This is a genomic window from Pseudomonas sp. URIL14HWK12:I5, from assembly GCF_900176445.1.
Taxonomy (GTDB): Bacteria; Pseudomonadota; Gammaproteobacteria; order Pseudomonadales; family Pseudomonadaceae; genus Aquipseudomonas; species Aquipseudomonas monteilii.
In genome coordinates this window covers 66,241-87,867 of record NZ_FWXQ01000005.1, presented here as the reverse complement: position 1 = coordinate 87,867, position 21,627 = coordinate 66,241, and the positions used below count along the sequence as shown (strand labels likewise).

17 protein-coding genes are annotated in these 21,627 nt (G+C 60.4%); 7 read left to right on the top strand and 10 right to left on the bottom strand.

All coding sequences use genetic code 11. The annotated features are described in order from the left end of the window. Window positions 1-268 precede the first annotated feature (268 nt). Window positions 269-4,669: an NEL-type E3 ubiquitin ligase domain-containing protein gene (locus tag B9A31_RS13025; protein ID WP_084297047.1), complete on the top strand. Its 4,401-nt coding sequence runs from the start codon at window positions 269-271 to the stop codon at window positions 4,667-4,669. Window positions 4,670-4,729: 60 nt separating this feature from the next. On the opposite strand, the gene glpD is transcribed toward B9A31_RS13025, so the two are convergent. The 4 genes from glpD to B9A31_RS13005 form a co-directional block, all read right to left on the bottom strand. Next, window positions 4,730-6,268, bottom strand: coding sequence for a glycerol-3-phosphate dehydrogenase (gene glpD / locus B9A31_RS13020; protein WP_025754575.1), 1,539 nt, complete (start codon window positions 6,266-6,268; stop codon window positions 4,730-4,732). Between the two features lie 174 nt (window positions 6,269-6,442). After that, window positions 6,443-7,198 (bottom strand): DNA-binding transcriptional repressor GlpR, encoded by a 756-nt coding sequence (gene glpR / locus B9A31_RS13015; protein ID WP_016713733.1) that lies wholly within the window; start codon window positions 7,196-7,198, stop codon window positions 6,443-6,445. Between the two features lie 102 nt (window positions 7,199-7,300). Next, window positions 7,301-8,800: a glycerol kinase GlpK gene (gene glpK, locus B9A31_RS13010; protein WP_016713734.1), complete on the bottom strand. Its 1,500-nt coding sequence runs from the start codon at window positions 8,798-8,800 to the stop codon at window positions 7,301-7,303. Window positions 8,801-8,851: 51 nt separating this feature from the next. Further along, complete coding sequence (locus tag B9A31_RS13005; RefSeq protein ID WP_027609168.1) at window positions 8,852-9,703, bottom strand: MIP/aquaporin family protein; 852 nt, start codon at window positions 9,701-9,703, stop codon at window positions 8,852-8,854. Between the two features lie 303 nt (window positions 9,704-10,006). Between B9A31_RS13005 and ybaK the strand changes: the two genes are divergently transcribed. Continuing rightward, window positions 10,007-10,477: a Cys-tRNA(Pro) deacylase gene (gene ybaK, locus B9A31_RS13000; protein WP_016488787.1), complete on the top strand. Its 471-nt coding sequence runs from the start codon at window positions 10,007-10,009 to the stop codon at window positions 10,475-10,477. Between the two features lie 37 nt (window positions 10,478-10,514). Here ybaK and B9A31_RS12995 read toward each other — a convergent pair whose 3' ends face one another. Both B9A31_RS12995 and argF read right to left on the bottom strand, forming a co-directional pair. Further along, complete coding sequence (locus B9A31_RS12995) at window positions 10,515-11,624, bottom strand: ABC transporter ATP-binding protein (protein ID WP_025754573.1); 1,110 nt, start codon at window positions 11,622-11,624, stop codon at window positions 10,515-10,517. Beyond that, window positions 11,621-12,541: an ornithine carbamoyltransferase gene (gene argF, locus B9A31_RS12990; protein ID WP_016713738.1), complete on the bottom strand. Its 921-nt coding sequence runs from the start codon at window positions 12,539-12,541 to the stop codon at window positions 11,621-11,623. Before argF ends, B9A31_RS12995 begins: the two co-directional genes overlap by 4 nt. A 374-nt stretch (window positions 12,542-12,915) precedes the next feature. Here argF and B9A31_RS12985 point away from each other — a divergent pair, with 374 nt between their 5' ends. Further along, a complete protein-coding gene (locus B9A31_RS12985; protein WP_084297046.1) occupies window positions 12,916-15,024 on the top strand; it encodes a molybdopterin oxidoreductase family protein in 2,109 nt (702 codons plus the stop codon). A 91-nt stretch (window positions 15,025-15,115) separates the two neighbouring features. Further along, window positions 15,116-15,451: a Grx4 family monothiol glutaredoxin gene (gene grxD / locus B9A31_RS12980; protein ID WP_084297045.1), complete on the top strand. Its 336-nt coding sequence runs from the start codon at window positions 15,116-15,118 to the stop codon at window positions 15,449-15,451. Window positions 15,452-15,507: 56 nt separating this feature from the next. Here the strand turns inward: grxD and bfr are convergent, their stop codons facing one another. Next, window positions 15,508-15,981, bottom strand: coding sequence for a bacterioferritin (gene bfr, locus B9A31_RS12975; RefSeq protein WP_019096555.1), 474 nt, complete (start codon window positions 15,979-15,981; stop codon window positions 15,508-15,510). A gap of 200 nt (window positions 15,982-16,181) precedes the next feature. Then, window positions 16,182-16,400 (bottom strand): bacterioferritin-associated ferredoxin, encoded by a 219-nt coding sequence (locus B9A31_RS12970; RefSeq protein ID WP_016713743.1) that lies wholly within the window; start codon window positions 16,398-16,400, stop codon window positions 16,182-16,184. Between the two features lie 224 nt (window positions 16,401-16,624). On the opposite strand from B9A31_RS12970, the gene B9A31_RS12960 reads away from it, so the two are divergent. Beyond that, window positions 16,625-17,227 carry a peroxiredoxin gene (locus B9A31_RS12960; protein WP_012273884.1) on the top strand — a complete coding sequence of 201 codons (603 nt, stop codon included), beginning with the start codon at window positions 16,625-16,627 and terminating at the stop codon, window positions 17,225-17,227. A gap of 133 nt (window positions 17,228-17,360) precedes the next feature. Here the strand turns inward: B9A31_RS12960 and rnt are convergent, their stop codons facing one another. Together rnt and pyrC are read right to left on the bottom strand one after the other, a co-directional pair. After that, complete coding sequence (rnt, locus tag B9A31_RS12955) at window positions 17,361-17,972, bottom strand: ribonuclease T (protein ID WP_225917480.1); 612 nt, start codon at window positions 17,970-17,972, stop codon at window positions 17,361-17,363. A gap of 59 nt (window positions 17,973-18,031) precedes the next feature. After that, a complete protein-coding gene (gene pyrC / locus B9A31_RS12950) occupies window positions 18,032-19,078 on the bottom strand; it encodes a dihydroorotase (RefSeq protein ID WP_019096556.1) in 1,047 nt (348 codons plus the stop codon). A 130-nt stretch (window positions 19,079-19,208) separates the two neighbouring features. Here pyrC and B9A31_RS12945 point away from each other — a divergent pair, with 130 nt between their 5' ends. Together B9A31_RS12945 and B9A31_RS12940 are read left to right on the top strand one after the other, a co-directional pair. Continuing rightward, window positions 19,209-20,147, top strand: a complete 939-nt coding sequence (locus B9A31_RS12945; protein ID WP_025754570.1) for a flagellar protein MotY — start codon at window positions 19,209-19,211, stop codon at window positions 20,145-20,147. Window positions 20,148-20,355: 208 nt separating this feature from the next. Then, window positions 20,356-21,573 carry an argininosuccinate synthase gene (locus B9A31_RS12940; protein ID WP_016713748.1) on the top strand — a complete coding sequence of 406 codons (1,218 nt, stop codon included), beginning with the start codon at window positions 20,356-20,358 and terminating at the stop codon, window positions 21,571-21,573. Window positions 21,574-21,627 lie beyond the last annotated feature (54 nt).

The window sequence follows — 21,627 nt, the reverse complement described above, 5'->3', positions numbered from 1 at the left end:
CGAATACCGCAAGAAGCGAGAGCATTCGGCTACCAAGTGTAGAGCATGAGTCGTGCCAAGCTCTGACATCGATCATAACGCCCCGGAAAAAGGCGCAATCGAGTTTTTTCTTACCGATTGTGAGGCGTTTTTCGATCGGCTTTCCGAATGAGTGATCGGTAGTGTGTTCGGTTATCCGAACGGGTGATTTTTTATGGGGCTTGAGAACTAATTACCACTTTGTCGGCTGTCGCTGAGGGACTCTCGCTTTCTTTTTCGAGGCGAGCCAATGAGCGCAGCAAATAGCAAATTGTTTCCACCCGCGTCCGTAGACGCCTTGATCGTCCGGCAGCTGCCGGATTGGGTCAAGAATACAGCCAGCGAGTCCCTCCAGCAGTTTCACCAGGCCTTGAAGCAGGAGCAGAAAGCAGCCGAGCAACTCCGGCAAGTGTTCGCCGGCATTCCGGGGCTTGATGAATTTGCACAACCCTTGCTTGAGGTGCAATTGCGCAAGGAGTTCAACATCAGGGTGGATACCCGCACGGCTTTGCTGTGTACGGTGGTGAAGAGGGAATTCCCAAGCATTTTTCCTCTTCCGCCCATTGTGGCTACGGTTCGCACATCATCCATTCCGTTGTTATCGGCGGCACTGCACAATTTTGCCTTGGAGGAGCTGGAAGCTCGGCCGAGGGTGCGTCGAAAGCTCGAGCGCGCGTCGGGTACGCCTTTGCAGGTTTCATTTGTTCAGTTCGCCAAGCTTTGTCGGGCGCTGGATATCGGTGCGCGCTACCAGGCGCTGTTGCATCAACATTTGTTCCCTGTTGACGCTAAAGGGGAGGTTGCAGGTCAGCGTCGAAAGCATGTCGAAGCGTTGTTTGAAGAATCGATGCGCGCCGCAATGGAGGCAGCGGTGCGTTATGCAGCCATCAAGGGGCACATCGATGAAAGCAGCTATCTGCGGATGTTGAGGGTTTTCACCCCCAAGCCAATCGTGCCGGCAGATACATCAGTGCTCAAGCATCGGCAACTGTATGTGCTGGGCAAGGCCGCGCAAGGGGTGGTGGCCATTGAAGCCTGGGATGAGAAGCGCTTCACGTTACTCGAAATTGTCGTCTGGATACCCGGTGACCCTGTCCAGGCGGTAAGGCGATTTGCATCATGGGCGTCTTTGTACAAGGCGCTCGGGCTGAACTTACGAAGCCCGGGCTACCGCCAGTTCTTCAGCAGGTTTATCGCGGAGCAGGAACGCGTTGCGTTCATGATGACCCTCGACCGCTTGCAGGCGGCCACCAAAGCAGGCCGGGCGTTGGAGCTTGATGGCCGTCACGTCCAGATCAGCGAGCCCCTGTTTATCTACCTGCGTGCCCGGTGCATCCAGAAAATCATCGATGACGCACAAGCGTTGGCCGTACCGACCGGGGTCGAGGACGCAGCGGCTCGCACAGAACGTTTAAGCAGCTACGAAAATGTCGGGCTGACCTTGTTAGGGCTGGCAGGGCTGTTCGTACCCGTGTTGGGGGAGGTGATGCTTGGAATCACAGCGTTGCAGATTGCTGACGAGGTCTATGAAGGTTATGAAGATTGGCAGATAGGTGATCGTGAAGCGGCGCTGGGGCACCTGTTTTCAGTGGCAGAAACATTGGCAGTAGGTGCAGTTGTGGGCGGCGTTTCCGCTGCCGGGAGCAAGGTGCTTGAACGTATAGCCTTTGTCGATGATCTGACACCCATTGTGGCCAGTGGTCGGGTCAAGCTGTGCTCCAACGATCTGTCGTCTTACAAAACGGTGCATCAGGGCCAATCTTTCGTGGGGAAAATTCACCCGGATGAATCTGGCTGGCATTTGCATAAGCAGGAAGGCACGTACCCGCTGGCCCGTTCAGATGACGGAACGCAATTGTTGATACGTCACCCCTCTCGTGAAAACCGTTATCGCCCTAGGCTTGAGCCCACGGAGGGAGGAACCTGGCGGCACGGGCTAGAGCGTCCAGAGACCTGGGCAGAAGACCTGCTGCTGCTGCGACGGCTGGCTGATGAGTATGCCGGTGTCACTCAGCAACAGGCTACCGCGGTGCTCGATAGCACAGGGTTCGATGAAGCGCGATTGAGGCAACTGAACCTGGAGAATGCACCTGTGCCCGCACGCTTGGCGGATGCCATGGAGCGCTATCGACTTCACGAATTACATCCCGACATGACACCGAGCAACGTTGAGCTGATGGTTGCCAAGGGCCAGGAAGCCGACGACGCACCAGAAACGCTGCTACGGCGGGATTTTCCGGGGCTCACGGCGCGGGGGGCGCAGGAGATATGCAGCCAGGTCAGCAGCCAGGTACTTGAGCAACTCGAGGGTTCGGGCAAAGTACCTTTGGTTATGGCAGAGCGAGTCCGCTGGTTTTTGCGCGACAGCCGCCTGGACCGCGCCTGTGCCGGTCTGCGCCAGTGGCAGGCTGTCTGCGAGGATACGGAGAAGCTGGCGCTCGGCCTGGTGCATGAATTGGCGCCTTGGCCGGCGTCTCATCGTGTAGAGCTGCGCTCAGGATCCATTCAAGGCCCGCTCGTTGGCCGGGCGGGTGCCGAATCTGCGCAGAAGGTGATCTACCTTGTTCGGGACGAAGGTGCTTACACCGTTCATATGCCGGATGCCCCTCAACCCGATACCCCCACCGACCTCACGCTTATGCGCGCATTGTTACTCAGCATGAGCGACGATCAGAAGCTTCGTGTGGGCGGTTCAGCATCAAGTGAGTCGCAATTGAGCGACACATTGGCGACCCATGCGCGAGAGCATCGGGCATTGGCGTCACGGTTGATTGGGCAGGTTGAAATGGTGAGCGGCGTGAGGCCGCCGATCCGCTTCGGTGATGGGCGCATAGGCTACCCACTTAGCGGTCGTGGAGAGAGCTCAGGGCAAGCAGCGAGGCGTGGAATCAGGCAGATATTTCCAACACTTGATGACAATGAGGTACAGCAGTACCTGCTTGATTGCATTGCAGCGGGTAGAGACCCATGGTCGGATTATGAGTTGTTGCATCGCCAATGGTTGGAATTGCGGCGGGCATTACAGTTTTGGCGCGCCGAAGCCTCGGTCAGGGATTACTTGCGTCGGACCCGGGTGATGAACGCGGTGCGCCGTTGCTGGCGGCGCAAGATCGGACGCACAGCGAATGGCACGTACACGTTGGAAATCCGCGGCGAGCGGGTGACAGACTTGCCTGAACTACCGGGTGAGGTCAGCTTTGATCACGTGACCCGGTTGGTGCTGCGGGACATGAATCTGGCTACTGTCGACAGCGATTTTCTGAGGCGTTTCCCAAATCTTGAATACCTGGACCTGCGAGAAAACCGTCTTCCATCCATTCCTGCTGGCGTCTCTGCGCTGCCCCGGTTACGCGAATTGCGGCTGGACCATAATCAGATCGTAATGACAGTGGGGGACGCTTCCAGGCTGAACTTGCTAGTCAATCTGGAGCGACTCGAGCTCAATCATAATCCGCTGGGGCAGGCACCACAGGTAAGGGCTTTGCCCCATTTGCAGCAGCTAGGACTTCGTTCTACAGGGCTAACTACATTCCCGGCCGACATTCAACAATTGCCGTGGCGGGGTAGGGCGGACTTCCGAAATAACCAGCTCCGCCGAATCAACGAAGACCTTGAAGGCCTGCGGGTACGCTTGCAGCAAGTAGCCGTTCACGATAACCCGCTGGACGAAGCGAGCGACCGCCTGTTGCAGCCACAGCCTGAACCTTCGAACAGTGCAGACCACGTTAGCCAGCCTGGCCCGAGCTATCGTCAACATGTACTCGCTCAGGCAGAACTTTCCAGCTGGCTTGCCGGCTCCACCGGTGTGCAGCGACTCACACGTGAAACGTCATGGGACAACTTGCGTGCCGAGCCCGGCTCGGCCGACTTTTTTCGTTTCCTGACCGACTTTTCCCATTCTCCGGATTACCTGAAATATCCGGCATTTTATCGTGCACGTGTATGGGCGATCATCGAGGCATGTGAGCAGAACACGGAACTGCGCGAGTTGCTCTTCGAGCAGGCAGGTGGCATTGCAACGTGTGAGGATCGTCTGCTGTGGGTGTTCAGCCAGATGGAAGTCAGGGCCTTGATCCACTCCCAGACCGCAGGTTCTGCAGAAATGATGAGCGAGCGCTCATTGTTGAGATTGGGCCGTTCGATATACAGGCTGCAGGAAGTCGACCGGGTAGCAGCGCGAAAACTGCAACGGCTAAGGGACCTGTTCAAGGGGCAGCCGGCCCGTCTCGATAGAATCGACGATGTTGAAACCTACCTTGCTTACCGGATCCGGTTGGCATCGCCACTGCAATTGGTGGGTCAACCCGTGCGCATGCATTATGAAGCCGAGTCCTTGGTGACGGCGGCAGACATCAACGCGGCCCGGCTCGAGATACTGGAAGGCGAGACTCAAGCACGCCTGGTCGACTCACTCGTGGTCCAGGACTATTGGCAAGAATACTTACGTGCCACTTACAGCCGTCGTTTCAAAGAGCTGGTCGATGCAAAACAGTCCGACTTGGCGCTTGCTGACGAGCGGCTTGCGCGCGAAGAAATGACTGAGGGGGACTATTTGGTTGTCTGTAAGGAGCTCAAGTCGAATCTGGAAGACGCAGAGCGTGAGCTGATCAGGCGTTTAACCGAAGAGGCTTTCGAGCGCTGGCCACTCTGAACTGCCCCGGCCACGATCGCCCCACTGCTCAGGCGCTGGCGTGTGCAGTGGGGCATTGTCTCATGCGGCCCGTTCGTTTTCGTTACCAGGCGCAGCCTGCTTCAGGAACTCCTGCAACGCTAGTTGCTCGGCGCTGGAGGTGAACAGCCCCAGCTTGGTTCGCCGCCACAGAATATCGTCGGCAGTCACTGCCCATTCCTCGGCACGCAGGTAATTGACTTCACAGGCGAACAGACCGCCGCCCAATGATTGCCCCAGGCCTTCAGGCCCCGAGAGGCCTTCCAGCAAGCGCCAGACACGACTGCCGTACGTGGTAGCCCAGCGTTGTGCGATAGCCACTGGCAGCCAAGGGTGGCGTGTTAACACTTCTTCTACTAGCGATTGCACCGATGTCATGTGCTCACCGCCTGGCAAGGGAGCAGTTGCGGTCCAACTGCCGCGCATCTGCGCGAAGAAGGGTTTGAGTTCGCCCATGGCCGACTCTGCCAATTTGCGGTAGGTGGTGAGCTTGCCGCCAAAGACCGACAGCAAGGGTGCCTGCCCTTCGCCGGCAGACAACGCCAGGGTGTAGTCGCGGGTCACGGCCGAAGGGTTGTCCGATTCGTCATTGCACAGCGGGCGAACACCCGAGTAGGTGTGCAGGATGTCGGTACGGCTGAGCTGATGATTGAAGTGCTGGTTGACTACCTTGAGCAGATAGTCGGTTTCGCCTTCGGTGATTTTCACCTGCGCCGGGTCGCCGCTGTATTCGCGGTCGGTGGTGCCGATCAGGGTGAAACGCTCCAGGTACGGGATGCAGAAGACGATGCGCTGGTCTTCGTTCTGCAGGATGTAAGCATGTTCGCCTTCGTACAGGCGCGGTACGATGAGGTGGCTGCCCTGGATCAGGCGGATACCGTAGGGGGCGTCAAGCTTGAGGTCGTCCTTGATGAAGCTGGCGACCCATGGGCCGGCGGCGTTCACCAGGGCGCGGGCGCGAATGGTCTGCAGGTGGCCGTCGGCATGCTGCAGCTCGACCTGCCACACGCCATCGACACGCTCGGCACGCAGGCAGCGGGTGCGGGTGACGATATCCGCACCGTTTTCTTTAGCCGCCATGGCATTGAGCACCACCAGGCGTGCGTCGTCCACCGCGCAGTCCGCGTATTCGAACCCACGGGTGATTGCCGGCTTGAGTGGGTACCCCGGGCCGAAGCGCAGGCTGCGCGAGGCACCCAGACGCTTGCGCTTGCCCAGGTGGTCATACAGGAACAGGCCTGCACGAATCATCCACGCCGGGCGCAGGTGCGGACGGTGTGGCAACACAAAACGCATCGGTTTGACGATGTGCGGTGCCTTGGCCAGTAGCACTTCGCGTTCAGCCAGCGCTTCACGCACCAGGCGAAACTCGTAGTGCTCCAGGTAGCGCAGGCCGCCGTGGATCAATTTGCTGCTGGCTGACGAGGTGTGTTGGGCCAGGTCGTCCTTCTCGCAAAGAAATACCTTCAGGCCACGCCCAGCGGCGTCGGCAGCGATGCCCACGCCATTGATGCCGCCGCCGATCACGGCGAGGTCATAGCAGTCGGCGAGTGGGGGCTGGGACGAAACGGGCTGGGACACGGGCAAGGCCTCCTGAGGCTGTTCACATCGAATATGAACATTGATGTTCGTTTTCGAAAATACTAGCGCAAGAGAAAGCCGGTCGCCAGTCAGTCTTTATAGAAAAAACTGATCAGATGACAATAAAGTGAACATTTACGAAAATGGCGGGCCGCTTGGCAGCCCGCAGGCGGCTCAAACCACCTCGAGGCGGATCTTGTACTGGTTGAGCAACTGGGTGAGGGTGGTCGTTGGCGCCTGGTCGGTTACCAGGCAATCGACCAGGCTGATCGAACCCAGACGCACCATGGCGTTGCGCCCGAACTTGCTGGAGTCGGCGGCAAGGATCACTTGCCTGGCATTGGCGATGATGGCCTGGGATACCCGCACTTCCTGATAGTCGAAGTCGAGCAGGCTGCCGTCTTCATCGATGCCGCTGATGCCGACCAGGGCGAAGTCGACCTTGAACTGGTTGATGAAGTCGACACTGGCCTGGCCGACCACCCCGCCATCGCGGCGTACCGTGCCACCGGCCACCAGCACTTCGAAGTCATCCTTGGCGGCGAGGATTGCAGCCACATGCAGGTTGTTGGTAATGACCTTCAGGTGGTTGTGATTGAGCAGTGCCCGGGCGATGGATTCGGTGGTGGTGCCAATGTTGATGAACACCGAAGCATGGTCGGGAATCTGCCGGGCTACGGCTTCGGCGATGCGTTGCTTTTCGTCGCGCATCTGGTCGGCACGCATGGCGTAAGCGGTGTTTTCCACGCTCGAGTCGTAGGCCGCGCCACCGTGGTAGCGACGTAGCAAATTGAGTTCGGCCAGCTGGTTGATATCACGGCGGATGGTTTGCGGTGTCACGACGAACAGCTGCGCCATTTCTTCGATACTGACGTAACCGCGCTCACGCACCAGTTCGAGGATTTGTTGTTGGCGGGGGGGCAGATTCATGGGGCGGTCCTTTGGGGCTGCCGGACAAATTCTGCAATGATGCCGTAGGACGCGGATGACGGCCAGTAGACGATTGGGGCCGCGTGGCGGCCCCGATAGGCATTACGCCTCGTGATCTTCCCAGTCACGGGTGCGCTCGACCGCCTTTTTCCAGCCGGCATACAGCTTCTCTTTCTGCGCTTCATCCAGTTGTGGGCTGAATTCGCGCTCGATGATGGCTTTATCGCGCAGCTCGTCCAGGCCACTCCAGAAGCCACAGGCCAGGCCAGCCAGATAGGCGGCGCCCAGCGCTGTGGTTTCGCGCATCTTCGGCCGCTCTACGCAGGTGCCGAGGATGTCGGCCTGGAACTGCATGAGGAAGTTGTTGGCCACCGCACCGCCGTCCACGCGCAGCTCGGACAGGCGCTGGCCGCAATCTTGTTGCATGGCGTCGAGTACATCGCGGGTCTGGTAAGCGATCGACTCCAGTGCGGCGCGGATAATGTGGTCCACCTTCACGCCACGGGTCAGGCCGAACAGCGCGCCACGGGCATACGGGTCCCAGTACGGGGCACCCAGGCCGGTGAAGGCGGGCACCAGATAGACGCCGTTGCTGTCCTTGACCTTGCTGGCGAAGTACTCGGTATCCAAAGCATCGTTGACGATTTTCAGTTCGTCACGCAGCCATTGCACGGTGGAGCCACCGTTGAACACCGCACCCTCCAGCGCATAGGCCACCTCGCCACGCGGGCCGCAGGCGATGGTGGTGAGCAGGCCATGCGACGACGTTACCGCCTTGTCGCCGGTGTTCATCAGCAGGAAGCAGCCGGTGCCGTAGGTGTTCTTGGCCTGGCCTGGCTCCACGCACATCTGGCCAAAGAGTGCCGACTGCTGGTCGCCGGCGATACCGGCGATGGCGATGCCACTCTTGGTGTGGCCGTACACTTCCGAGGACGGGCGCACCTCTGGCAGCATCTGGCGCGGGATGCCGAGGATCTCCAGCAGCTTGTCATCCCACTGCAGGCTGTGGATGTTGAACATCAGTGTGCGCGAGGCATTGGTGTAGTCGGTGACGTGTACCTTGCCGCCGGAGAACTTCCAGATCAGCCAGGTATCGATGGTGCCGAACAGCAGCTCGCCACGCTCGGCGCGTTCGCGGGCGCCCTCGACGTTGTCGAGGATCCACTTCAGCTTGGTGCCAGAGAAGTAGGGGTCGGTGACCAGGCCGGTTGTTTCGCGAATGTAGGCTTCATGCCCGTCACGCTTGAGCTGGGCACAAATTTCGGTACTGCGGCGGCACTGCCAGACGATGGCATTGTACACCGGGCGACCGGTTTCCTTGTCCCATACCACGGTGGTTTCGCGCTGGTTGGTAATGCCCAGTGCGGCGACCTGAGCGTGGCTGATACCGGCCTGGGCCAAGGCTTCGACCATGGTCGCGCTTTGCGTGGCGAAGATCTCCATCGGGTCGTGCTCGACCCAGCCCGCCTGCGGGTAGTGCTGGGCGAACTCGCGCTGGGAGGTACCCACCACATTGGCGTCGCGGTCGAAAATGATCGCCCGCGAACTGGTGGTGCCCTGGTCCAGGGCGATGATGTAGTTCTTATCCTGGGTGTCTGTCATGGTCGTAGGCCTTGCAAAAATAGGGGGTCAGGGCTGGGCGTGATGCCGGCATCAACTGGCTTGAGTATCGCCCTGGCGGATGTCATTTGTCTCAGGGTTCGCGGCAGGTACCGTTGGCAAGTTGCGGGCGATAAGGCCGCGATAGGTCGCGGCACCCACGCAGGCGCCAAGGATCGGTGCGAACACCGGAACCAGGAAATAAGGAATATCCCGCCCGCCAGTGAAGGCGATTTCGCCCCAGCCGGCCAGGAAAGTCATGAGTTTTGGCCCGAAGTCGCGGGCCGGGTTCATCGCGAAGCCGGTCAAGGGGCCCATGGCACTGCCGATCACGGCAATCAGCAGGCCGATCAGCAGCGGTGCCATGGCTCCGCGTGGCAGGCCGTTGTTGTCGTCGGTCAGGGCCATGATCACGGCCATCAGGATGGCGGTGATCACCACTTCCACCAGAAATGCCTGGCCGGTGGACAGCGACGGGTGTGGGTAGGTGGAGAATACCGAGGCCAGCTCCAGGCTGGCTTCGCTACCGCGCAACATGGTGTGGGCCTGTTCGAAATCGAAGAACAGGTTGCTGTACAGGGTATACACCAGCGCTGCCCCACAGAACGCGCCGCACACCTGGGCCAGCATGTAGAAGGGCAGCTTGCGTTTGTCGAAACCGGCAAACAGGGTGAGGGCGATGCTCACGGCCGGGTTCAGGTGCGCGCCGGAAATGCCGGCGGTGAGGTAGATCGCCATGCTCACGCCGACGCCCCAGATGATACTGATTTCCCATAGGCCGAAGCTGGCGCCGGCGACCTTGAGGGCGGCAACGCAGCCGGTACCGAAAAAGATCAACAGGGCGGTGCCGAGGAACTCGGCCAGGCATTGGCTGGACAGCGTGGGTTGGCGTAGAGCAGTCGTCATGTATGACCTCGTTTTTTTTGTTGTGAGGCGCGTGGCGCTCGACAGCAAAGCCCGGTGTCTATCCCCATTGACCCCGGGCAGATGTAGGAAGTGCACCTTATAAGTGCACCATTTATTCAGAAACGAAAAAATATAGACAAGAAACGCTGATGTCAAAGGTCGAAAGTGAACGACCAGTCACGATATGGCCGCTAAAATCGGCCTCGGATCCCCGTGCTAGAGGTGCCCAATTGCGGTGCGCTGGCTGGGATGTGGGAATTGTCCTAAAGTAGCCGCCGAGCCGTCCAAGACCGGAGCCCCTGCATGACCCCCGCCCTAGACCTGTTGAAGAAGCACCGTGCCGAGCACCGCGTGCACAGTTACGAGCATGACCCCAAGTCGGCATCCTACGGCCTGGAGGCAGCAGAAAAGCTGGGGCTCGACCCGCAGCAGGTGTTCAAGACGTTGCTGGCGAGCAGCGAGAAGGGGGAGTTGCTGGTGGCGGTGGTGCCCGTGGTGGGTACTTTGGACCTGAAGGCCCTGGCCCATGCTGCCGGGGTGAAGAAGTGCGAAATGGCCGACCCTGCGGCGGCGCAACGTGCCACGGGTTATCTGGTCGGCGGGATCAGCCCGTTGGGGCAGAAGAAACGTCTGCGGACGTTCATTGATGATTCAGCGCAAAACTTTGCAACCATCCATGTCAGTGCTGGCCGGCGTGGGCTGGAAGTGGAGTTGGCCGCAGCGGTGCTGGCCGAGCATACCCAGGGCAAGTTTGCCGGGATCGGCAGAGGCTGAGTATCTGGGGCCGCAAAGCGGCCCCAAGGGTCTAAAGTCAGGTCGCCGAACTGTATCGACGCACGCCATTCTCCTGCCGAAGCAATTGCGCCGCCACACTGCCCGGCACCGGGAACAGCACCAGGTGATCGGCCTTCACCGCGATCCCCACATCCCCACCCACCTGATGGTCGGCATGGCTGGGGAAAATCGCCTCCAGCTGGCTGCCAGTCGGCAGTTGCAGGCGATACAAGGTCGATGCCCCCAGGAAACTTTTGCCCACGATAGCCGCCCTCAACGGGCTGTCCGGCGCATACACGATATCGTCCGGGCGCAGCAGCACATCCACCGAGCTGCCTGGCGCCATGATGTAGGCACGGTTGCCGCGCAGTTCACCCAGCTCGGTATTGACGGCCTCGTGGCTGCTCATCTGCCCCCGGATGAAGTACCCCTGGCCGATGAAGCTGGCCACGAACGGTGTTTGTGGCTCGTGGTAAAGGTTGTAGGGCGTGTCCCACTGCTCCAGGCGGCCTTCTTTGAACACGCCCACCTGATCGCTGACGGCAAACGCTTCTTCCTGGTCATGGGTCACCAGGATGGCGCTGGTGCCGCGGCTTTTGAGAATGTCGCGAACCTCGTGGCTCAGGCGCCGACGCAGCTCCACGTCAAGGTTGGAGAACGGTTCGTCGAGCAGCAGCAACTGCGGCTCTGGCGCCAGTGCACGGGCCAAAGCGACCCGTTGCTGCTGGCCACCAGACAGCTCATGCGGGTAACGCCCGCCCAGGCCGCCCAGCTTGACCAGTTCGAGCATCTCTTCGATGACGGCGGCCTGGCGCGGGTGCTTGGCGATGCCAAACGCAATGTTCTGCGCCACGGTCAGGTGCGGGAACAGCGCGTAGTCCTGGAACACCATGCCGATCCGGCGCTTTTCCGGGGCCAGGGTGAAGCCAGCGCGGGAGATGACTTCGCCGGCCAGCTGGATTTCACCGTCATGCACCGGCTCGAAGCCGGCAATGGCGCGCAGGGTGGTGGTTTTGCCACAACCGGATGAACCCAGCAGGCAACCGATGTCGCCTGCATTCAGGTGCAGGTTGAGGTTCTGGACGATGCGCTGGTCGCCATAGCCGCAGGCGAGGTTGCGCAGGTTGAGCAATAGGGGTTGACTCATGCGTGGTGGTAAGCCGGTTCTACAAGGAATTCGAGAAGCGCCTTCTGTGCATGCAGGCGGTTTTCAGCTTCGTCCCAGGCGACCGAACGAGGGTCGTCGAGCAGGTCCTGGCTGATTTCCTCGCCACGGTGGGCGGGCAGGCAGTGCATGAAGAGGACATCGGGTGCCGCCAGGTCGAGCAGTTCGCGGGTGACCTGGTAAGGCGCGAAGTGCGCCAGGCGCCGTGCAGTTTCCTCCTCCTGGCCCATGGAAGTCCAGACATCGGTGACCACAAGGTGTGCGCCACGTACGGCTTCCTTGGCGTCACGGATGATCTGCACGCGGTCACCGCCCAGTGCCATGAAGCGTTCATCCGGCTCGTAGCCTTCGGGGCAGGCGATGCGCAGCTGGAAATCGAACTGCCGGGCGGCCTCGATATAGGAGTTGCACATGTTGAAGCCGTCGCCGATCCAGGTCACGGTCTTGCCCTGGATCGAACCGCGGTGTTCCAGGAACGTCTGCATGTCGGCCAGCAGCTGGCACGGGTGCGACTCGTCGGACAGGCCATTGATGACCGGTACGCGCGATTTGGCGGCGAATTCGGTCAGGGTGCTGTGGGCGTGGGTACGGATCATCACCACGTCGACCATGCTCGACAGCACGATGGCGCTGTCGCCGATCGGCTCGCCACGGCCCAGCTGGGTATCGCGCGGCGACAGGAAGATGGCCTGGCCACCGAGCTGGATCATGCCGGCTTCGAACGACACCCGGGTGCGGGTCGAGGACTTCTCGAAGATCATGCCCAGTACGCGGTTCTTCAGGGGCTCGAACAGCACGCCTCGCTTGCGCAGGTCCTTCAGCTCGATGCCGCGGCGGATCACCCCGAGCAATTCGTCGGTGGTGAAGTCCAGCAGGGAGAGAAAGTGCCTAGCGCTCATGATTGACTACCTTATCTGCAACGGTATGCAGGTCGACCGTATGGTTTTTTTTGACAACGGGAGTGACCTGCGGCGTAAGCCGCACGGGGCGGACGAAATAGGGAAAGGCGCAATACTATAAGTAAATGTCGCCTCAAGCCAAGGGGGGAAACAGCGGCCTATTCGAAAGGATGTTGCAAAGGGTGTCTTTACCCGCTGGCCGGTGCTGTTTTTTATTTACTACACAGGGTTGTACACGGCTTGCTGGCGATTTGGCAAATGGCTGTCGCGAATCGTGCGCCTGATGTCGGTGGATTCACACGGCGAAGGGCGCTGGCCCGGGGGCGGGGCCGGGTGCATAGTCACTGTTCGACAACAACAAGGCAGAGGCGGCCATGACCAAGACCCTGCACCACCGTGCCTGTCACCTGTGCGAAGCGATCTGCGGGCTGAACATCGAAGTCAGCCACGAAGACGATGGGCGGGCGCTGATCAGCTCGATCAAAGGCGACCCAGAGGACCCGTTCAGCCGTGGCCATGTCTGCCCCAAGGCCGTGGCCCTGCAAGACATCCAGAACGACCCCGACCGCCTGCGCCAGCCGCACAAGCGGGTGGGGGAGCGCTGGGAGGCCATTGGCTGGGACGAGGCCTTTACCCTGGCCGCCGACAAGCTCTGGGCGATCCAGCAGGCGCACGGGCGCAATGCCGTGGCGGTGTACCAGGGTAACCCGAGCGTGCACAACTATGGCCTGATGACCCACAGCAACTACTTCCTTGGCCTGCTCAAGACGCGCAACCGTTTCTCGGCCACTTCGGTGGACCAGTTGCCACAACATCTGGTCAGCCACCTCATGTATGGCCATGGACTGCTGCTGCCGATCCCGGATATCGACCAGACCGACTTCATGCTGATTCTCGGCGGCAATCCGCTGGCCTCCAACGGCAGCATCATGACCGTGCCAGATGTGGAAAAGCGCCTGAAGGCCTTGCGTGGGCGGGGAGCGCGTCTGGTGGTGGTAGACCCGCGGCGCAGCGAGACGGCGGCCATGGCCGATACCCATCTGTTCATTCGCCCGGGTGGCGATGCGGCCTTTTTGTGTGGCTTGCTCAACACCCTGTTCGAGGAGGGCCTGGCGCAGGGCTCGCACTTGCCGGTCAACGGCCTGCAACAAGTGCGCGAAGCGCTTGCGCCGCTCAGCGCCGAGGCCATGAGCGTGCATTGTGGTATTGCCGCAGCGGATATCCGCCAGCTAGCACGGGATTTCGCCGCTGCAGGCAAGGCCGTGTGTTATGGGCGCATGGGTGTCTCTACCCAAGCCTTCGGTACCCTTTGCCATTGGCTGGTGCAACTGATCAACCTGGTGACCGGCAACCTCGATCGTGAAGGTGGCGCGTTGTGCACGGAGCCTGCCGTCGATCTGGTGGCGACCACCTCGGGTGGCCATTTCAACGCCTGGCAAAGCCGGGTATCGGGTTTGCCCGAGTACGGTGGCGAGCTGCCCGTGGCGGCCCTGGCCGAAGAGATGTTGGCACCAGGCGAAGGGCAGGTTCGCGCGCTGGTGACAGTGGCCGGCAACCCTGTGCTATCCACACCTAACGGTCGCCAGCTGGATGCAGCGCTTGAGGGGCTGGAGTTCATGCTCAGCATCGACCTCTACATCAACGAAACCACCCGGCATGCCGACCTGATCTTGCCGTCCACCAGCGCGCTGGAAAACGACCACTACGACAGCACCTTCAACCTGCTGGCCGTGCGCAACGTCACCCGTTTCAATCGGGCGATCCTGGCCAAGCCGGAAGGCGCGCTGCACGACTGGGAAATCTTCGTCGGCCTGGCGCAGGCGTTTGCCACGCGTGCCGAGCAGGCGTTGAAACCGACCTGGGCCCCGGCGCAGATGATCGACATGGCCCTGCGCAAAGGGCGTTATGGTGAGGCGACGCCATGGAAGCTCTCGCTGGCAACACTGGCCAATCACCCGCACGGGCTCGATCTCGGGCCTTTGCGCAGCAACCTCGCCGGGCGCCTGGCAACTGCCAGCAAGGCTGTCGAAGCAGCCCCCCAAGTGTTGCTGGACGACGTGCAGCGCCTGGCGCAACAGGCGCCTCCGATAGCCGGCGAACTGTTGCTGATTGGCCGCCGACATATACGTAGCAACAACTCCTGGATGCACAATTTCCATCGCCTGGTGAAAGGCAAGCCGCGTCATCAGTTACTGATGCATCCGCAAGACTTGCAGCAGCGGCACCTGCAGGACGGCCAGCGGGTACGTATCCGCTCGCGCACGGGGGCCCTTGAAGTCGAGGTGCAGGCCTGCGATGACATGATGCCGGGTGTGGTCAGCCTGCCCCATGGCTTCGGCCATGGCCGCCAGGGCGTGCACATGCAGATCGCCCAGGCACAACCCGGCGTGAGTGCCAATGACCTGACCGACGAGCGCTTTCGGGACGCGGTTTCCGGTAACGCTGCACTCAATGGCGTGCCCGTGCAGGTAGAGGCTGCATGAGCAATGGTAAGGCCGAGCACGCCGCTCGGCTTTCCGTTACAATGCGTCACCGTGCCGACGACCGCGTCGGAAAGTTCAGCTGAGGTGCTAGATGGATATCATCGATACGATCAAAGAGCAGATTGCCAACAACACCATTCTGCTTTACATGAAAGGCTCGCCGAATGCCCCGCAGTGCGGGTTCTCGGCCAAGGCATCGCAGGCTGTGATGGGTTGTGGCGAGAAGTTCGCCTACGTCGACATCCTGCAGAACCCGGAAATCCGCGCCAACCTGCTAAAGTACGCCAACTGGCCCACCTTCCCACAGCTGTGGGTAGCCGGTGAGCTGGTCGGCGGCAGCGACATCATGCTGGAAATGTTCGAAAAGGGTGAGCTGCAAACCCTGATCAAGGAAGCGGCTGCCAAGGCCAAGGCTTCCGAAGCCTGATTTTCAGGCAAGCATAAAAAAACCCGCTGATCGCGGGTTTTTTATGCGGTGAAGAATTACTCTTCGCCCATCTGCGACTGCAGGTAATTCTCGATAGTGATCTTGTCGATCAGCCCCAGTTGGGTTTCCAGCCAATCGATGTGCTCTTCCTCGGATTCGAGGATGTCTTCGAGCATGTCACGCGAGCCGAAGTCGCCAGCGGTTTCGCAATGGGCGATGGCTGCCTTGAGGTCGACCAGGCCTTTCTTTTCGAGCTTCAGGTCGCACTCGAGCATTTCCTTGGTGTGCTCGCCGATCATCAGCTTGCCCAGGTCCTGAACGTTCGGGATGCCTTCGAGGAACAGAATACGCTTGATCAGTTTGTCAGCGTGCTTCATCTCGTCGATGGATTCCTTGTACTCGTGCTTGCCGAGTTTGTTCAGGCCCCAATCTTCGTACATGCGTGCGTGCAGGAAGTACTGGTTGATCGCGACCAGCTCGTTTCCGAGGATCTTGTTGAGATGCTGGATGACGCTTACGTCGCCTTTCATTTCGGGTTCCTGCCCTGTAGAAGTGTGCCAATACAGCGAAGTTTGATCCCGATACCTAGGAGTGTCAAACCTAAGTTATTGAATAATAAGTGAAAATTAATAGGAATAAGAATGTTTGTGAACCGCGTTGCGGCGCTAACTTATTGAATTACAGGCATAAAAAAACCGGACATAAGGTCCGGTTCTTTGAAATCTGGCATTCAGGCTGCGGTAAATTCCACAGGGTAGGGCAGGGCTGCCTGGCTGACCTGAAGCTCGGTCAGGGTCTCGCGGACCACCTGTTTGGCCAGGCAGGCACATTTGCCACACTGGCTCGCGACATTGGTCGCGGCTCGCACTTCCTTGTAACTGCAGCATCCTTCATAGATCGCATCGCGGATCTGTCCGTCGGTAACGCCGAGACAAAGACACACATACATAAGGGCTGACCATCGCGGGTTGAGTCGATGGGGTGGAGCTTAATGTTAATGAGAATGCTTGTCAAAGGACTTTCTGAAAGGGCCGTGCTTGAGCGACCGGCGGTTGCCCGCCTGATGGATTCGGCCTGTCACCAGAAGCCGTGTATGATGGTTGGCCTTTGTTGGATGTCGGGCAAGCCCGTCTGGCCCGGCAAACGGTTTTTCACCCTCATCAGGAGATTACAATGAGCGTACTCGTTGGTAAGAAAGCCCCCGATTTCACCGTTCCGGCCGTGCTGGGCAATGGCGAGATCGTCGACAGCTTCAACCTGGCTTCGGCCATCAAGGGCAAGTACGGCCTGGTGTTCTTCTACCCGCTGGACTTCACCTTCGTCTGCCCGTCCGAGCTGATCGCTCTGGACAACCGCATCCCGGACTTCCAGGCCCGCAACGTTGAAGTGATCGGCGTGTCGATCGACTCGCACTTCACCCACAACGCCTGGCGTAACACCCCGGTCAACAACGGCGGCATCGGCCAGGTGAAGTACACCCTGGCTGCCGACATGACCCACGAAATCTGCAAAGCCTACGACGTCGAGTCCGAAGGCGGCGTGGCTTTCCGTGGCGCCTTCCTGATCGACACCAACGGTGTTGTCCGTTCGCAGATCATCAACGACCTGCCACTGGGCCGTAACATGGACGAGCTGCTGCGCCTGGTTGACGCCCTGCAGTTCCACGAAGAGCACGGCGAAGTTTGCCCTGCCAACTGGAAAAAAGGCGACAAAGGCATGAACGCTTCGCCAGAAGGCGTTGCTGCCTACCTGAGCGAGAACGCCGGCAAGCTGTAATTGCCGCTCGCATAAAAAAAACCGGCCTTCATGGCCGGTTTTTTTATGTCTGGACTTCAGCAGGAGTACGCATACCCCCGTAGGAGCGGCCTTGTGCCGCGAAAGGGCCGCAAAGCGGCCCCAGGATTCCAGATCAATCGTTGAAATCGCGCCAGCCGCCCATCTCTTTCCAGCGGTTGACGATGCCGCAGAACAGCTCAGCCGTCTTCTCGGTGTCATAACGCGCCGAATGCGCCTCACGCCCGTCAAAGTCGATGTCGGCGCTCTGGCAAGCCCGTGCCAGCACGGTCTGCCCATAGGCCAAGCCCGCCAAGGTCGCAGTGTCAAAGCTGGAGAACGGGTGGAACGGGTTGCGCTTCAGGTCGTTGCGCGCTACCGCTGCATTGAGGAAGCCCAGGTCGAAGCTGCTGTTATGGCCGACCAGGATCGCCCGCTTGCAGCCATTGGCCTTGAGCGCCTTGCGCACGCCACGGAAGATGTCGGTCAGCGCGCTTTCCTCGCTGACGGCCATGCGCAGCGGGTGGTCCAGCTTGATACCGGTGAACTCCAACGCCGCAGCTTCGATATTGGCACCCTCGAACGGCTCGACCCGGTGGAAGTAGGTGTGCTCGGGGAACAGGAAGCCTTTCTCGTCCATGCCGATGGTGACGGCGGCAATTTCCAGCAGGGCATCGGTGGCGCTGTTGAAACCACCGGTTTCCACATCCACCACGACCGGGAGGTAGCCACGGAAGCGCTCGGCCATCGGGTGGCGAGAGCCGCTGCTGCCCTGGGAGTCCAGGTCGTCTTCGTAGAGGTCTTCGCTCACGCGTTGTCCTCCAGCAGGCGCCAGCGCAGTTTTTCGCCAGCGCGCAGCGGGATTATCGTCTGCTCGCCAAACGGCAGGCTGTCCGGGGCGGTCCATTCTTCGCGGACCAGGGTAATGGTGTCGGTGTTTGCCGGCAGGCCATAGAAAGCCGGGCCGTGCAGGCTGGCAAAGCCTTCAAGCTTGTCCAGTGCGTTACGTTGTTCGAACGCTTCGGCGTACATCTCGATGGCCGCATAGGCAGTGTAGCAACCGGCGCAACCGCAGGCGGCTTCCTTCGCGTGACGGGCGTGAGGTGCCGAATCTGTGCCGAGGAAGAACTTCGGGTTGCCGCTGGTGGCCGCATCCAGCAGCGCCACCTGGTGGGTGTTGCGCTTGAGTATCGGCAGGCAGTAGAAGTGCGGGCGAATGCCGCCAACCAGCATGTGGTTGCGGTTGTACAGCAGGTGCTGAGCGGTGATGGTCGCGCCAACGTTGGCCGGGGCCTCGGTGACGAACTGCGCGGCATCGCCGGTGGTGATGTGTTCGAACACCACTTTCAACGTAGGGAAGCGCTCGACCAGACGGCGCATGTGCTCGTCGATGAAGCGCTTCTCGCGGTCGAACACGTCGATTTCGCTACGGGTCACTTCGCCATGCACCAGCAGGGGCATGCCAACTTCCGCCAGTGCTTCGATGGCCGGGAAGATGTTGTCGATGCTGGTCACGCCCGAGTCGGAGTTGGTGGTGGCGCCGGCCGGGTACAGTTTGGCAGCGTACACGATCCCGCTGGCCTTGGCCGCGCGGACGTCCTCGGGGCTGGTACGGTCGGTGAGGTACAGCACCATCAGCGGCTCGAAGCGGCTACCGGCCGGGCGCGCGGCAAGGATGCGCTCACGGTAGGCGCCAGCCTCGGCGGCATTGCGCACCGGAGGAACCAGGTTTGGCATGATGATGGCACGGGCGAAAGTACGCGCCACGTCGCCAACGGTGTGGGGCAGGACGGCACCATCGCGCAGATGGATGTGCCAGTCGTCGGGGCGCAGGAGGGTCAGGCGATCGGACATTGGGGATTCCAGGCGGGTCGAACTCAAGCCCCAATGCTACCGGAAAACCCTGGGTCGAGCACGGCTATCAAGTTTTCCAGCCAGCGTCCGATAGCCTGCAGGTAAGCCGTCAGAATTTGTGGAGCCGCCCGTGCGCCAGCGTTACCTAGCCCTGTTGACCCTGTTCGCCTGCCTGCCGGCCGGTGCACTGACTTTCCAGACGCGCATGGAGAACATCGCCTGGAAGGTCGAGGGTGACCAGTTCGAGTGCCGCCTGATCCAGCCGATCGAAGGTTTCGGCAGCGGGGAGTTCGTGCGCCGGGCGGGTGAGCAGCCGGTGTTCCAGTTGCGCTCGGACAGCAACGTACTGGGTGCAGGCACCGCCAGCCTGCTGGCAGCGGCAGCCCCATGGCAACCCGGGCGCGGTGACATCAACCTGGGCAGTGTGCGCATGGCCCGCACCGGTGTGTTGTTCAGCTCGTCCCAAGGCCAGGCCAGCCGCCTGATCAATGGCCTGCTCGACGGGCGCAGCACGGTGGTGCGCAACTATGCCGGTGAGGCGGGCAGGCCGATGGAGGTGCGGGTGTTGCCGGTCAGCTTTGCCAAGGCTTACAGCGACTATCAGGCCTGCGCGGGCAAGCTGCTTGCGATGAACTATGACCAGGTGCGTCAGACCCAGGTGGGCTTCCCGGGGGGCGGCATTGAACTGGATGAAGCCGCCAAGGCGCGTCTGGACCTGATCCTTGACTACATGAAAGCCGACCCGACGGTTAACCACATCGAGCTCGACGGCCATTCGGACAATAGCGGCAACCGCCTGACCAACCGCGACCTGTCGCGCCGTCGGGCATTGTCGGTGGCTGATTACTTCAAGGCCCATGGCTTGAAGGAAGAGCAGATCATCGTGCGCTTCCATGGTGAGCAGTACCCGGTGGCGAAAAACAATAGCCCTGCCAACCGGGCGCGCAACCGGCGAGTGAATATCGAACTGGGTCGGGTTGCGGTGGTTGAGAAGCCGGTGGAGAAGCGGGTTGAGAAACCCGCCGAAACAGCCCCTGAGCCAACGGCCCCTGCGTCAGCGGCCAAGTAAACCGCGCGTTTCCTGGGCATAAGAGTGTGCTCGATCTCCAGAGTTTGCGCGGCCTCTGTGGGGGCGGGTTCGGTGTCATGCTCAGTAGCGCCGTCGCCCTTCCGACAGTTCCTGTCGCTTTGTCGTCAGAAGCTGTCGCGCCACTGTAATTTTATCTGCAAGGCCGTTAGAATCGATCCCTTTCCGTACAACCCCGTGGAGTGATGGCATGGCGGACGTAAAAAAGGTCGTACTGGCGTATTCCGGCGGCCTTGATACTTCGGTGATTCTCAAGTGGCTGCAGGATACCTACAACTGCGAAGTGGTGACCTTCACCGCTGACCTGGGTCAGGGCGAAGAGGTCGAGCCGGCCCGTGCCAAGGCTCAGGCAATGGGCGTTAAAGAGATCTACATCGACGACCTGCGCGAAGAGTTCGTGCGTGATTTCGTGTTCCCGATGTTCCGCGCCAACACCGTCTACGAAGGCGAGTACCTGCTGGGTACTTCCATCGCCCGTCCGCTGATCGCCAAGCGCCTGATCGAAATCGCCAACGAAACCGGTGCTGACGCCATTTCCCACGGCGCCACCGGCAAAGGCAACGACCAGGTTCGTTTCGAGCTGGGTGCCTATGCCCTCAAGCCTGGTGTCAAGGTCATCGCCCCGTGGCGTGAGTGGGACCTGCTGTCCCGCGAGAAGCTGATGGACTACGCCGAAAAGCACGGCATCCCGATCGAGCGCCACGGCAAGAAGAAGTCGCCGTACTCGATGGACGCCAACCTGCTGCACATCTCCTACGAAGGCGGTGTCCTGGAAGATACCTGGACCGAGCACGAAGAAGACATGTGGCGCTGGAGCGTCTCGCCTGAGAACGCCCCGGACCAGGCGACCTACATCGAGCTGACGTACCGCAACGGCGACATCGTTGCCATTGACGGCGTCGAGAAAACCCCGGCCACCGTCCTGGCCGACCTGAACCGTATCGGTGGTGCCAACGGCATCGGCCGCCTCGACATCGTGGAAAACCGTTACGTCGGCATGAAGTCGCGTGGCTGCTACGAGACCCCAGGCGGCACCATCATGCTCAAGGCCCACCGTGCCATCGAGTCGATCACCCTGGACCGCGAAGTCGCTCACCTGAAAGATGAGCTGATGCCGAAGTACGCCAGCCTGATCTACACCGGCTACTGGTGGAGCCCGGAGCGTCTGATGCTGCAGCAGATGATCGACGCTTCCCAGGTCAACGTGAACGGTGTCGTGCGCCTGAAGCTGTACAAGGGCAACGTTACCGTGGTTGGCCGCAAGTCGGACGATTCGCTGTTCGATGCCAACATCGCGACCTTCGAGGAAGATGGCGGCGCCTACAACCAGGCCGATGCTGCAGGCTTCATCAAGTTGAACGCACTGCGCATGCGCATTGCCGCCAACAAGGGCCGTTCGATGCTCTGACTGCGCGCTTGTGCAATGAAAACCCCGGCTTAAGCCGGGGTTTTTTTTGGGGGT

Bases quoted from the DNA above. Each gene is read 5' to 3' on its own strand.
- B9A31_RS13025 (WP_084297047.1), top strand. From the start codon at position 269: ATGAGCGCAGCAAATAGCAAATTGTTTCCACCCGCGTCCGTAGACGCC.
- glpR (WP_016713733.1), bottom strand. From the start codon at position 7,198: ATGAATCTGCCCCCCCGCCAACAACAAATCCTCGAACTGGTGCGTGAG.
- glpK (WP_016713734.1), bottom strand. From the start codon at position 8,800: ATGACAGACACCCAGGATAAGAACTACATCATCGCCCTGGACCAGGGC.
- B9A31_RS13005 (WP_027609168.1), bottom strand. From the start codon at position 9,703: ATGACGACTGCTCTACGCCAACCCACGCTGTCCAGCCAATGCCTGGCC.
- ybaK (WP_016488787.1), top strand. From the start codon at position 10,007: ATGACCCCCGCCCTAGACCTGTTGAAGAAGCACCGTGCCGAGCACCGC.
- B9A31_RS12995 (WP_025754573.1), bottom strand. From the start codon at position 11,624: ATGAGTCAACCCCTATTGCTCAACCTGCGCAACCTCGCCTGCGGCTAT.
- argF (WP_016713738.1), bottom strand. From the start codon at position 12,541: ATGAGCGCTAGGCACTTTCTCTCCCTGCTGGACTTCACCACCGACGAA.
- B9A31_RS12985 (WP_084297046.1), top strand. From the start codon at position 12,916: ATGACCAAGACCCTGCACCACCGTGCCTGTCACCTGTGCGAAGCGATC.
- grxD (WP_084297045.1), top strand. From the start codon at position 15,116: ATGGATATCATCGATACGATCAAAGAGCAGATTGCCAACAACACCATT.
- bfr (WP_019096555.1), bottom strand. From the start codon at position 15,981: ATGAAAGGCGACGTAAGCGTCATCCAGCATCTCAACAAGATCCTCGGA.
- B9A31_RS12970 (WP_016713743.1), bottom strand. From the start codon at position 16,400: ATGTATGTGTGTCTTTGTCTCGGCGTTACCGACGGACAGATCCGCGAT.
- B9A31_RS12960 (WP_012273884.1), top strand. From the start codon at position 16,625: ATGAGCGTACTCGTTGGTAAGAAAGCCCCCGATTTCACCGTTCCGGCC.
- rnt (WP_225917480.1), bottom strand. From the start codon at position 17,972: ATGGCCGAGCGCTTCCGTGGCTACCTCCCGGTCGTGGTGGATGTGGAA.
- pyrC (WP_019096556.1), bottom strand. From the start codon at position 19,078: ATGTCCGATCGCCTGACCCTCCTGCGCCCCGACGACTGGCACATCCAT.
- B9A31_RS12940 (WP_016713748.1), top strand. From the start codon at position 20,356: ATGGCGGACGTAAAAAAGGTCGTACTGGCGTATTCCGGCGGCCTTGAT.